The organism is Kitasatospora cheerisanensis KCTC 2395, from assembly GCF_000696185.1.
In the GTDB taxonomy this organism is placed as follows: domain Bacteria; phylum Actinomycetota; class Actinomycetes; order Streptomycetales; family Streptomycetaceae; genus Kitasatospora; species Kitasatospora cheerisanensis.
This window is the reverse complement of the sequence record NZ_KK853997.1, coordinates 754,994-767,343: the sequence shown is the minus strand read 5'-3', so window position 1 is coordinate 767,343 and position 12,350 is coordinate 754,994. Positions and strand designations below refer to the sequence as shown.

Sequence of the window (12,350 nt, the reverse complement as noted above, 5' to 3'; positions counted from 1 at the left end):
CACCCCATGAGCGAGCCCATCGACCTGATCCGCCGTCAGGTTGCCGACCTGCATCAGGAACTGGTCCGCCACCAGCTGGTGGTGTGGACGGCCGGCAACGTCTCCGCCCGCGTCCCCGGCCGGGACCTGCTGGTCATCAAGCCCAGCGGCGTCCGCTACGACGAGCTGACGCCGCAGAACATGATCGTCTGCGACCTGGACGGCAACGTCGTCGAGGGCGAGCACGCCCCGTCCTCCGACACCGCCGCGCACGCCTACGTCTACCGCCACCGCCCCGACGTCGGCGGCGTGGTCCACACCCACTCCACCTACGCCAGCGCCTGGGCCGCCCGCGGCGAAGCCGTCCCGTGCGTCCTGACCGCGATGGCCGACGAGTTCGGCGCCGAGATCCCGGTCGGCCCGTTCGCCCTGATCGGCGACGACTCCATCGGACGGGGCATCGTCGAGACCCTCGACGGGCACCGCTCGCCCGCCGTCCTGATGAAGAACCACGGCGTGTTCACCATCGGCGAGGACGCCGAGGCCGCCGTCAAGGCCGCCGTCATGTGCGAGGACGTCGCCCGCACCGTGCACCTCGCCCGCCAGCTCGGCGAACCCCAGCCGCTGTCGGCCGACGACATCGACCGCCTCAACTTCCGCTACCGGAACGTCTACGGCCAGCGCCCCGCTGCCCAGTGAAGGAGTACCAGCAGTGACCGAGGTTTTCGCCGGACGCGAGATCTGGTTCCTCACCGGGAGCCAGGGCCTCTACGGCCCCGACACCCTTCAGCAGGTCGCCGAGCAGTCCCGGCAGGTCGTCGAGCAGCTCACCCGCGCCGGCCTGCCGGTCCGGCCGGTCTGGAAGCCCGTCCTCACCGACGCCGACGCGATCCGCCGGATCTGCCTGGAGGCCAACGCCGACGACTCCTGCGTCGGCCTGATCGCCTGGATGCACACCTTCTCCCCGGCCAAGATGTGGATCGCCGGCCTCGACGCGCTGCGCAAGCCGCTGCTGCACCTGCACACCCAGGCCAACCGCGACCTGCCGTGGGCCACCATCGACATGGACTTCATGAACCTGAACCAGGCCGCCCACGGCGACCGGGAGTTCGGCTACATCCAGTCCCGGCTCGGCGTCGCCCGCAAGACCGTCGCCGGACACGTCGGCGACCCCGCCGTGGCCCGCCGGATCGCCGCCTGGTCCCGCGCCGCCGCTGGCCGCGCCGACCTCGCCGCGCTCAGACTCGCCCGCTTCGGCGACAACATGCGCGACGTCGCCGTCACCGAGGGCGACAAGGTCGAGGCCCAACTGCGCTTCGGCGTCTCCGTCAACACCTACGGCGTCAACGACCTGGTCGCCGCCGTCGACGCCACCGCCGACGCCGACGTGGACCAGCTCGTCCGCGAGTACCAGGAGCTGTACCGCCTCGCCCCCGAACTGCGCCAGGGCGGCGAACGCCACGACTCGCTGCGCTACGCCGCCCGGATCGAACTCGGCCTGCGCGGCTTCCTGACCGACGGCGGCTTCGGCGCCTTCACCACCAACTTCGAGGACCTCGGCGGGCTGCGCCAGCTCCCCGGCCTCGCCGTGCAGCGCCTGATGGCCGACGGCTACGGCTTCGGCGGCGAGGGCGACTGGAAGACCTCCGTCCTGCTGCGCACCCTCAAGACCGCCGCCCGCGGCCTGCCCGGCGGCACCTCCTTCATGGAGGACTACACCTACCACCTGGAGCCCGGAAGGGAGTTGATCCTCGGCGCGCACATGCTGGAGGTCTGCCCGAGCATCGCCGCCGCCACCCCGTCCTGCGAGATCCACCCGCTCGGCATCGGCGGCCGGGAGGACCCCGTCCGCCTGGTCTTCGACGCCGAGCCCGGCCCCGCCGTCGTCGTCGGACTGGCCGACCTCGGCGACCGGTTCCGCCTGGTCGCCAACGAGATCGACGTGGTCGAGCCCGCCGAACCGCTCCCCGAACTGCCCGTCGCCCGCGCCGTCTGGCAGCCCCGGCCGAACCTCCACACCTCCACCGAGGCCTGGCTCACCGCCGGCGCGCCCCACCACACCGTGCTCACCGCGGCCCTCGGCACCGAGGAACTCGACGACCTCGCCGAGATGCTCGCCACCGAACTGGTGGTCATCGACGCCGACACCTCGATGCGGGCCTTCACTCGCGAACTGCGCTGGAACCAGGCCTACCACCGGCTCGCCCAGCGCATCTGACCGACCGTCACCCCGTGCAGGGCCGACGCCTGCCCGCCCGCGGGCGTCGTCCCGTCCTTCCCGTCCTTCCCGCCCGCCTGATGCCCGTCTCTTGCCTGTCCGCACGCCGAACGGAGCCCCCGTGTCGCTGGAAGCACCCGCCCGGTTGAGGGTCGCCCAGGCCGAGATCGCCGCCCTCCCCGACGGCCGGCCGATCACCCGCTGGACCTTCGGGGCCCCCGGCGGCGTCCTCGCCGAGGTGCTCAGCCTCGGCGCCCGGCTCGACGCCCTGCACGCGCCCGACCGGAACGGTCTCCGCGCCAACGTCGTCCTCGGCGGCGTGGGCGTCACCGAACTGTCCGGCGCCGCCGCCTACTTCGGCGCCACCGTCGGCCGCTACGCCAACCGGGTCGCCAGCGGCCTGCTGCCCCTGGACGGCACCGTCCACCGACTCGCCACCCAGGACACCGGCCACACCCTGCACGGCGGACCCGACGGCTACGCCACCCGGCTGTGGGACGGCGAACCCGTCCGGGAGGAACGCCGGGTCGGCGTCCGGCTGCGCCTGCACAGCCCCGCCGGGGACCAGGGCTTCCCCGGTGCGCTGACCGCCGAGGTCACCTACCTGCTCGACGCCCGCGGCGAGTTGAGCATCGAGTACCGGGCCGTCACCGACGCGCCCACCGTCGTCAACCTCACCAACCACGCCTACTTCAACCTCGCCGGCGAGGGCAGCGGCACCGTCCTCGACCACGTGCTGCGGGTCGCGGGCTCCGGCTACCTCCCCGTCGACGAGGACCTGATCCCGCTCGGCCCCGTCGCACCCGTCGCCGGAACCCCGTTCGACCTCCGGCAACCCCGCGTCCTCGCCGAGCGGTTCGAACTGCGTCACCCGCAGCTCGGGCCGGCCGGCTCCGGCTACGACCACACCTGGGTGCTGGACGGCACCGGCCTGCGGACCGCCGCCGTCCTCACCGACCCGGCCAGCGGCCGCCGCCTGGAGTGCCGCACCACCGAACCGGGCCTGCAGGTCTACACCGGCAACCTCTTCGACGGCTCGGTCACCGGCCGCTCCGGCCGCCCCTACCGGGCGTACGCGGGCATCGCCCTGGAGACCCAGCACTTCCCCGACTCCCCGAACCGGCCCGGCTACCCGAGCACCGTCCTGCGCCCCGGCGAGGAGTACCGCTCCACCACGGTCTACCGGCTCACCGCCGGACGCTGACCGCCGCGCGCCGCCCGCCGCGAACGCCGTGCCGGGGAGGCCCGACGGGGTGTCAGCAGCGATCGGGGAAGCGGTGGGCGAGGCCGGCCTCTGGGTTGCGGGCGGTGCGGTGCGGGACGGGTGGCAGGCCGATGGCCCGGCGGGCGTCGGTGAGGGCGGCGACCCAGTCGCCGGTGAACCGGATCGCCCGGTCGTCGATGTAGACGGCGGCGCCCAGCTTCTTGTTGGTCACCAGCAGGCAGTCGCCCTGCCAGTAGGCGCGCTCCGGGTCCTCGTCGACGATGGTCTCCAGGCCCGTGTACCGGTTCAGCCAGCGCGCCACGGCGGGGTGGAAGCGGCGCGGGCGGGCGGTCATGATGAACACCGAGCGGACCCGGTTCAGCGCGTGCAGCGACTCGATCGCCCCCGGGATCGGCCTGCCGTAGATCCGGCCGTCCTGCCAGCCGTGGTCGTGCGCCACCAGCGTCTGGTCGAAGTCGATGCCCACGGCGTGCGAGGCGGGCGAGGCGGGGTCGAGCGGAACGACAGTCATGGGAGCTGTCCCCTTCACGTTCACGAGAGGCGCGCCCCCGGCAGGGCCGCGCGATCGGCGCCGGCTGCTGACCGGCTCGTGGGGGATGAGTCCCGTCCGACCGTCCGCTTACCGCGTTTCCGTACCCAAGGTGACTGATCCACCCCTGGGGGTGACGGCAACGCTCCGGCGAGCCGCCGACTCCGCCGGGCGGGGGCGGAGCCGACGACCCGTCACAGGCCGGTCAGCGGACGCGGGGTGACGGGGCGCCGAACCAGCGGGTCAGGGCGGCGGTCAGCCCGGGCTGGGCGTCGCCGAGCCAGGCCACGTGGCCGTCCGGGCGCAACAGGACGGCGGGGGCGGTCAGTTCGGGGCAGTCGTCGCGGACCAGGTCGACCCGGTCGGACCAGTCGTCGGCCGACAGGCGGCCCGTGCGGTCCAGTAGGAGACCGCGGCCGGTGTGCATCCGGTCGTACAGGCGGCCGTCGGCGAGCACGACGTCCCGCTGGCGGCGGCCGAGCAACTCCGGGCCCTCGCCGAAGTCGTAGCGGAGGTCCACGGCGGTGATGACGCCCGTGATGTGACGGTTCACCTCGGCGAAGTCCATCAGGCGGGAGAACAGTTCGCGCAGCGCGGCGGCGCCCGGGTCGGTGCCGAGCAGGGTGATCTGCGCCCGGGTGTTGGCCAGCACCGACGCACCCACCGGGTGGCGCTCCGCCTGGTAGGAGTCCAACAGCCCCTCCGGGGCCCACCCGTCGACCTCCGCGGCGAGCTTCCAGCCCAGATTGAACGCGTCCTGCACGCCCAGGTTCAGGCCCTGGCCGCCCGTCGGCGGATGGATGTGCGCGGCGTCGCCCGCCAGCAGCACCCGGCCCACCCGGTACCGCTCCGCCTGGCGCGTCGCATCGCCGAAGCGGGACAGCCAACGCGGCGAGTGCACACCGAAGTCGGTGCCCGCCACCGCGCGCAGCTGCCGCCGGAACTCCTCCAGCGTCGGCGCCGCCCGATCCTCCGACACGCCGTCGGCCGGCACCAGCACCCGGTACTGCCCGTCGCCCAGCGGCTGCAGGCCGAAGCGCAGCTGGGTGCGCTGGACCTCCGCCACCACCTCGGCGATCCGCTCCGGATCCTCCGTCGCCGGCATCTGCCCGAGCAGCGTCTCCACCCGGGCCGGCTCGCCCGGGAACGCCACACCCGCCAGCCGGCGCACCGTGCTGCGCCCGCCGTCGCAGCCCACCAGCCAGCGCGCCCGCAGCCGCGAGCCGTCCGCCGTCGTGACCTCCACGCCCTCCTCGTCCTGCGCCAGACCCACCACCTCGCAACCGCGCCGCAGCTCGACGCCCAACTCCTCGGCACGCTCCGCCAGCAGACGCTCCGTCGCCGGCTGGGGCACCGCCAGCCCGTAGGGATGCGCCGTGTCCATCCCCTCCGGCCAGTCCTTCACCACGCCGCCGAACAGCCCGCCCGCGCGGAACTCCGGACCCGCCGCGCGGAAGCGCTCCAGCAGCCCGCGCTGATCCATCACCTCCACGCTGCGCGCGTGCAACCCCTGCCCGCGGGACTCCCCGGTCGGACCCGTCAGCCGCTCAAGAACCACCACCTCCACCCCGTGCAGCCGCAACTCGCACGCCAGCATCAGCCCGGTCGGCCCGCCGCCGACCACCAGCACGTCGATCATCAATCCTCCGAAATCGCCCGGCAAGTGATTTTCCGTCAGAACCGGGACGTTCTGCGCGTCCCGCGCGTTTCCCGGCCTCGGCCGGACATTCTGCGCCACCACCCGGGCCTTGCCACAAGCCCCCCGTCGCGCTATAGCTTGAGAGTGGCAGGAGCGGCCGGACCGCCCTGCCGTTGCTGTTCCCGCGCCCGGTTCCGCGCCCGGCGCGGCGGCAGGGCCCGCCGCCCCGGCGCGGGGCGACGGGGCACCGCCCCCGGGTGCGGCGTGTGCGCGGCGTGTGCGCGGCCGGGAACCGGACAAACCGTGGCCGAGACCCCGGCAGAGCGCCCACAGCCGCACACCCACGGTGACCGCCCGGATACCATGACGGCACATCAGGTCCGACGGCGGGGAGCCGGCCGGACGCGAGCCGGGGAGGGCGGGGATGCGCAGAGCCGTGCTGCCGATCGGGCTGCTGCTCGCCGCCCTGTTCGCGGCCCTCCTGGTCGGCCTGACGGTCGGTCAGCCGGCCGACCACCCGGTGTCGGCGCCCCGACCGGTCCCCACGGTCGGCCCGGCCGGCGGCACGGTGGAGGAGGAGCCGGAGAGCGTCGAACGCGGCCGCGGCTCCACCGCCCCTTCCTCGCCCGAGCGCCACGACACCCGGACGCCCGGAACGCTCCGGACCTCCCGGGCCGCGGCGGGATTCGCCGCCTGCCCCGGCTTCGCCCGCCGCTCCGCGGTCCGGGTCGTCGAACCCGACGCCCCGCGCACGCCGCCCGATACCGCCGGCGGACCGGCCCGGCCGTCCGCCCGGTCGGGCCCGCCGCCCTGCAGGTCTTCCGCTGCTGAGCGGACACCCCGACCCGCCCGCCACCGCGGGCCGGGCCCGCGCCGGAGCCGGCGTCGGAGCAGCCGGCAGAGCCCGGGTGGAAGCGCGACCGCGCCGCCGCACCTGAACCGGGCCCGCCACGACGGGCCCTGCGACCGGGCCCGCCACGACCGGTCCTGCAACCGGGCCCGCCACGACCGGCCCTGCAACCGGGCCCGCCACGACCGGACCTGACGCCGGGTCACCACCACCTGCCACCGTCACCGCCCGTACGCCGCGCCGCGCCGCGATGCCCTCGCGTCGCGCCCTCCCGCACGTCCTCCCGCACGCCCTCCTCCGGCGCCCCTGACGGGCCGCCCGGGGACGAGGCCGTGCCCGCACCACCGGAAGTCCCCGTCACTGCTACGTCCGAGGACCCGCCATGCCCTGGAACGCCACCCGGGTGCGCGCCGTGCTGCGCACCGACCTGCCCGCCTCGATCACCGTCTTCCTCGTCGCCGTCCCGCTCTGCGTCGGCGTCTCCGTCGCCTCCGGCGCGCCCGCCGAACTCGGCCTGGTCACCGGCATCGTCGGCGGCCTGGTGGCCGGCGCGCTGCCCGGCAGCAGCCTGCAGGTCAGCGGGCCGGCCGCCGGCCTGACCGTGCTGGTCCACTCCGCCGTCACCACCTTCGGACTGCCCGCGCTCGGCCTGCTCGTGCTGACCGCCGGCCTGGTGCAGGTGCTGCTCGCGCTGCTCCGCCTGGGCCGCTGGTTCCGGGCCGTCTCCTCCGCCGTGGTGGAGGGCATGCTCACCGGCATCGGCATCGTGCTGATCGCCTCCCAGGCGTACGTGCTGCTGGGTCGCCGGGGCAGCGGGAAAGCGCTTGCCGACCTGGGCGGGCTGCCCGCCGCGGCCGTCCGGGCGGTCGGCACCGCGGGCGGCGGCGCCTCGCTCGCCGTCGGCGCCGGAGTGATCGCCGTCCTGGTGCTGTGGAAGCACGTCCCGCGCCGGCTGGCGCTGCTGCCCGGCCCGCTGGTCGCCGTGGTGCTCGCCGCGGCCGCCGTCCGGCTGCTGCACCTGCCGGTGCCGACCGTCCGGGTCGACGGGCTGCTCGGCACCCTCCAGCCGCCCGGCGCCGAGCAGTTCGCGCTGCTCGGACGGCCCGAGGTGTGGGGCACCGTGCTGACGTTCGCGCTGATCGCGTCCGCCGAGAGCCTGTTCAGCGCGTCCGCCGTCGACCACATGCACGCCGGGCGGCGCACCGACTACAACCGGGAGCTGCTCGCCCAGGGCGTCGGCAACACGGTGGCCGGGGCGCTCGGCGCGCTGCCGATGACCGCGGTGATCGTCCGCAGCGCCGCCAACGTCCAGGCGGGGGCCCGGACCAAGGCCTCGCGGGTGCTGCACGGCGGGTGGCTGCTGCTGTTCGCGCTGGTGCTGCCCGGGCTGCTGCACCTGGTGCCGCTGGCCGCGCTGGCCGGCCTGCTGGTCCACGCGGGCGGCAAGCTGGTCGCACCCCGGGCCCGGCTGCGGCTGTGGCGCGCCGACCGCTCCGAGGCGCTCGTCCTGCTCGCCACCGCGACCGGCATCGTCACCCTCAACCTGCTGGAGGGCGTGGCCATCGGCCTGGTTGCCGCGCTCGCCAAGACCGCCTGGGACGTCACCCACATCCGGCTGCACGTCGAACAGTCGCCGACCGGCACCGTGGTCCGGGTGCACGGCAACGCGACCTTCGTCAAACTCCCCACCCTGGTCGACCGGTTGGAGGAAGTCACCCCGACCGGCCCGGTGGAGCTCGACCTGTCCGCCCTCACCCACCTCGACGCGGCCTGCCGCCAGGCCCTGACCGCCTGGGCCGACCAGCACCGCCGGCGCGGCGTCCCCGTCACCGTCACGCCCGAGGCCGAGCTGGTCCGCTCCTCCTGACGGTCCGTCACCTACCGCGCCCGGCACCACCGCGGGGTTTTCCCCCACGGTGGTACCGGGCAGCGGCCGCTCAGCCGGCGGTCCGGCCGACCAGGCGGTAGACCAGCAGGACCAGCGCGGCCGAGACGGCCAACAGCAGCCCGCCCTCGACGAGTTGCATCGGGGCGAAGTGCGAGAGCGGGTGGTAGCTGCCCCAGGCCAGGTCGGAGGCGGAACAGGCCTCGCCGTGGCGGAAGCAGTCGGTCTCCGACAGCCGGGTGCCGTCGGCCAGCACCGGCCCGTGGTCCACCAGCCAGGCGTCGCTGCGCCAGGCGTCCGGCGGAACGAGGTGCTGGGCACGGCCGCCGGTGATCGCGTACGTGGCCACGGACGGCGCGACGAAGTGCACCCGGACGGCCTGCACCAGCACCTGCGCCCCGAGCACCAGGACGCCGGTCACCAGCACCGACGCCACGGTGCGGCGCACCAGTTGACCGACCGCGACGCCCAGGGCCAGCGCGAACAGCGACCAGGCGAGCGGCGCCAGGCCGATCGTCGCGTAGGTGAAGCCCGGGAACACCTCGTCGCCGCCGAAGCGCAGGCGGTGCATGTCGTACCAGAGCCAGGTGTTCATGGCGGCGAACAGCCCGACCGAGACGGTCACCAGCACGGCGGGCACGGCGAGCCGCGCCGTCAGCCAGCGCAGCGGCGAGACCGACTGCGAACGGATCATCAGCAGGGTGCCGCGCTCGTGCTCCTGGGCCAGCAGCGGGGCGCCCAGGAACATGCCCACCAGGGCGGGCAGGAGGAAGAAGGGCTTGTGCGTGACCTGGGCGTACAGGTCCATCAGGTCGCCGCGGTCCCCGGTGAGCGAGCCGCAGGCCGGGTCGTTCCAACTGCTGGCGGAGGCGCAGCGGCCGAGGGTCAGGGAGATCACGTCCTGGAACTGCCAGTGCAGGACGAACAGTCCGGCGCACACCAGCAGCATCGCACCGCCCAGGGTCCACACCGCCAGGCGGTTCTGCCGCCAGGCCAGCCAGGCCAGGCCGCGCAGTCGGGAGCGCCGGGCCGGGGCCGGGGCGGACGAGGTGCCGGGCGCGGCGGGCGCGGTCAGCTGTGCGGTGCTCATGCGGCGGCCTCGCGGGTGGTCGAAGGGCGGTCCGGGCAAGCGCTTTCCGTTCCCGGGGCGGGCGGCTCGGGCTGCCCGCCGGTGCCGGTCGGGCTGGCGGTGCCGGCCGGGTTGCGCAGGTGGGCGAGCAGCAGTTCGTCGAGGCGTGGCCTGGTCGCCTCCCAGCGGGCGGGCAGCGGCTCCGCCGGGGCGCCGGGGACGCCGGTGCGGATCAGGCCGGTGGCCTGCCGGCCGGTGACGCGCCACTCGACCACCTGCCCGGCGGGCCGCTCGGCGTCGGCCAGGCCGCTCACCAGGCGGTGCGCGTCCAGCAGTTCGTCCAGATCGCCGGCCAGCCGGACGCCCCCGGACTGCACCAGCAGCACGTGGTCGAGCACGTCCTCCAGTTCGGAGACCAGGTGCGAGGAGATCAGCACCGTGGTGCCGTGCTCGGCGGCCCGGGCGAGCAGGATGCCGGTCAGCTCGTGCCGCGCCAGCGGGTCCAGGTCGGCGAACGGCTCGTCCAGCAGCAGGAGTTCGGCCCGCTTGCCGAGGGTCAGCGCCAGCGCGACCCGGCTGCGCTGCCCGCCGGAGAGCGCGCCGATCCGGTCGGTGGGCGACAACTCGCCCAGCTCGACCACGCGTTGGGCGGTCTGCTGGTCCCAGTTCGGGTTCAGCTCGCGCCCGAGGCGGAGCGTGTCCGCCACCGTGAACGTCCGGTACAGCGGCTTCTCCTGCGTCACATGGGCGACCCGGGCGCGCAGTTCGGGCGTCGCCCGGGTGCGCACCGACTCGCCCAGCACCCGCAGTTCGCCCTCCGACGGGGCGAACAGCCGGGCCGCCAGCCCGAACAGGGTGCTCTTGCCCGCCCCGTTCGGCCCCACCACGCCGCAGATCCGGCCGGCCGGAACCGTGAAGTCGCAGTGCCGGAGCGCCCATTGACCGGACCGGTAGCTCTTGCCCAGGTCCTTAGCCTCCAGCGCGAACGGTCCGTCCATCGCTGCTGTCATTCCTCCCCCTTGCCCAGTGCGGTCCGCTCCGCCGGGCCGGCCCCGGTCTCGAAGCGCTGATCCAGTACGGAGGCCATCAGCGCCGTGATGTCCTCCCGGTCGAGCCCGGCCGCCCGGGCCCCGTCCACCCAAGCCGTCAACTGCGCCCGCAGCGGCCCGTCCTCGGCGGTCTCCGGCCGGGACAGCGACCGCAGCACGAACGTCCCGAGGCCCGGCCGCGGCGCGACCAGCCCCTCGCGCTCCAGCTCCCGGTACGCCTTCAGCACGGTGTTCGGGTTGACGGCCGTGCGCTCCACCACCTCCCGCGCGGTCGGCAGCCGATCCCCGGGCTGCAGGGCGCCGAGCCGCAGTGCGTGCCTGGTCTGCTGCACGATCTGCTGATACGTCGGGACGCCGCTGCGCCGGTCGAGGCGGTACTCGATCACCGGCACCACCACCCTTTCACTAATTGATTAGTGGAATGGTGTCGGAGGGGTGCGGGCACGTCAAGTCGCCTGGTGGGAGCGGGATGTGACGGAGAGTGGGCGCTTCCGGCCGTCAGGCGGAGCAGTGGGCGAGGCGGGCCGCGCACTCCAGCAGCAGGGCGTGGACGAAGGACTGCGGGAGGTTGCCGCGGAGCTGGCGCTGGGGGACGTCGAACTCCTCGGCGAACAGGCCGGCGGGGCCGCAGGCGGCCCGGTTGCGTTCGTACCAGCGCAGGGCCTCCGGGAGGTCGTGCCGCCCGAGGTGGGCGAGGGAGACCAGGAAGCCGCAGAGCAGGAAAGCGCCTTCCGCGTCCGCGAGCGGGCGGTCGTCGTGGCGGAAGCGGTAGCAGAAGTGATCGTCCGTCAGCTCGGCCAGCACAGCGGCCAGGGTGGCACGGCTGACCGGGGCGTCCGGCGGCACCGCGCCGCGCAGGGCGGGCAGCAGCAGCGCCGCGTCGACCGCCGGATCGGACGGCGAGCGCTGCCAACGCCCGCTCGGATGGCGGGAGTCGGCGAAGGCGTCGGCGGTCAGCCGGTCGGCGAGCGGCAGGCAGTCGGTGGCCGGGAGGACCCCGGCCTCGGCGGCGGCGCGCAGGCCGGCCGCGCAGGTCAGGCGGCTGTGGGTCCAGTGGTCGGGGTGGATCTCCCAGATCCCGGAGTCCGGTTCGCGGTGCCGGGCGGCGATCGCCGCGGCGGCGACCCGGGCCGCGCGCCGCCCGTCCCGGTCCAGCATTCCGTGCCGGGCCGCGGCCGCGAACAGCAGCAGGGACTCGCCGAACGCGTCGAGCTGGAACTGCCGCCGGACCCGGTTGCCCACCACGTCGAACCCGCCCGGGTAGCCCGGCAGATCGAGCCTGCGCAACTCCGGCACCGGCCCGCCGCGCACCGTGTACGCCGGGGCCAGCCCCGGACCGTGCTCCAGCAGCCGGGCCGCGACGAACCGCACCGAACCGGCCAGCAGCCGATGCGGCCCGCAGGCGGCCACGCCCTGCCCGATGTACGCCTGGTCGCGGATCCACACGTACCGGTAGTCGTAGTTGCGCCCCTGCTCGGCCCGCTCCGGCAGGCTGGTGGTCGCCGCCGCCACCGTCCCGCCGTCCGGTCCGGTCAGCCCCGTCAGCACCGCGAACGCGTGCCGCGCGTCCCGCCGGCCCGGCAGCCCCGTGAGCGCGGGCACGTCCGCCGCCCACGCCGACTCGGTGGCGCGCCAGGCCGCGGCCGGATCCGACGGCTCGTCGATCGGACGGTCGGCGAGGTCCAGGACCAGGTCGTGGTGCGTGCCCGCCGGCAGGCGGAGGACGGCGTGCAGCCCGCCGCAGGCCCGGACACGGGCGTCCGGGAGGCCCGTCAGCACGGCGCGCAGGGGGCCCTTCGTGCGCAGCGACCAGTGTCCGGCGTCGGTCCGGGACGCCGTCGCCGAGGCCGTGCCGTCCGTGCCCGGGCCGGCGGCCAGGTGCAGGGCGACCTCGACCTCGGCCGGGC

The 12,350-nt window shown here is 75.0% G+C and carries 11 protein-coding genes; 5 read left to right on the top strand and 6 right to left on the bottom strand.

The genetic code is table 11. The features are described 5' to 3' along the window. Positions 1-6: 6 nt before the first annotated feature. The 3 genes from KCH_RS03390 (at position 7) to KCH_RS03380 (ending at position 3,401) form a co-directional block, all read left to right on the top strand. On the top strand, positions 7-678 hold the full coding sequence (locus tag KCH_RS03390; RefSeq protein ID WP_035858800.1) for an L-ribulose-5-phosphate 4-epimerase: 672 nt from the start codon (positions 7-9) through the stop codon (positions 676-678). 13 nt (positions 679-691) lie between these two features. Further along, the gene (gene araA, locus KCH_RS03385) at positions 692-2,197 is read left to right on the top strand and encodes an L-arabinose isomerase (protein WP_035858798.1); all 1,506 of its coding nucleotides are present in this window, start codon (positions 692-694) and stop codon (positions 2,195-2,197) included. Between the two features lie 121 nt (positions 2,198-2,318). After that, positions 2,319-3,401 carry an aldose epimerase family protein gene (locus KCH_RS03380; RefSeq protein WP_157031870.1) on the top strand — a complete coding sequence of 361 codons (1,083 nt, stop codon included), beginning with the start codon at positions 2,319-2,321 and terminating at the stop codon, positions 3,399-3,401. 52 nt (positions 3,402-3,453) lie between these two features. Here KCH_RS03380 and KCH_RS03375 read toward each other — a convergent pair whose 3' ends face one another. Both KCH_RS03375 and rox read right to left on the bottom strand, forming a co-directional pair. Then, positions 3,454-3,933: an HAD family hydrolase gene (locus KCH_RS03375; protein WP_035858795.1), complete on the bottom strand. Its 480-nt coding sequence runs from the start codon at positions 3,931-3,933 to the stop codon at positions 3,454-3,456. Positions 3,934-4,156: 223 nt separating this feature from the next. Further along, a complete protein-coding gene (gene rox / locus KCH_RS03370; protein WP_035858792.1) occupies positions 4,157-5,590 on the bottom strand; it encodes a rifampin monooxygenase in 1,434 nt (477 codons plus the stop codon). A 424-nt stretch (positions 5,591-6,014) separates the two neighbouring features. Between rox and KCH_RS40885 the strand changes: the two genes are divergently transcribed. Both KCH_RS40885 and KCH_RS03360 read left to right on the top strand, forming a co-directional pair. Beyond that, positions 6,015-6,635 carry a hypothetical protein gene (locus tag KCH_RS40885; protein ID WP_035858789.1) on the top strand — a complete coding sequence of 207 codons (621 nt, stop codon included), beginning with the start codon at positions 6,015-6,017 and terminating at the stop codon, positions 6,633-6,635. A gap of 187 nt (positions 6,636-6,822) precedes the next feature. Continuing rightward, positions 6,823-8,307 (top strand): SulP family inorganic anion transporter, encoded by a 1,485-nt coding sequence (locus KCH_RS03360; RefSeq protein ID WP_035858785.1) that lies wholly within the window; start codon positions 6,823-6,825, stop codon positions 8,305-8,307. A 70-nt stretch (positions 8,308-8,377) separates the two neighbouring features. On the opposite strand, the gene KCH_RS03355 is transcribed toward KCH_RS03360, so the two are convergent. The 4 genes from KCH_RS03355 to KCH_RS03340 form a co-directional block, all read right to left on the bottom strand. After that, positions 8,378-9,415 (bottom strand): hypothetical protein, encoded by a 1,038-nt coding sequence (locus tag KCH_RS03355; RefSeq protein WP_157031869.1) that lies wholly within the window; start codon positions 9,413-9,415, stop codon positions 8,378-8,380. Then, positions 9,412-10,392, bottom strand: a complete 981-nt coding sequence (locus KCH_RS03350; protein ID WP_051652690.1) for an ABC transporter ATP-binding protein — start codon at positions 10,390-10,392, stop codon at positions 9,412-9,414. The genes KCH_RS03355 and KCH_RS03350 overlap by 4 nt, the downstream gene beginning before the upstream one ends. An 8-nt stretch (positions 10,393-10,400) precedes the next feature. Then, entirely contained in the window at positions 10,401-10,829 is a 429-nt protein-coding gene (locus KCH_RS03345) for a GntR family transcriptional regulator (RefSeq protein ID WP_035870625.1), read from the bottom strand. Between the two features lie 112 nt (positions 10,830-10,941). Continuing rightward, positions 10,942-12,350: glycoside hydrolase family 15 protein (locus KCH_RS03340; RefSeq protein ID WP_051652689.1), on the bottom strand; the 1,409-nt coding region annotated here is incomplete at its 5' end.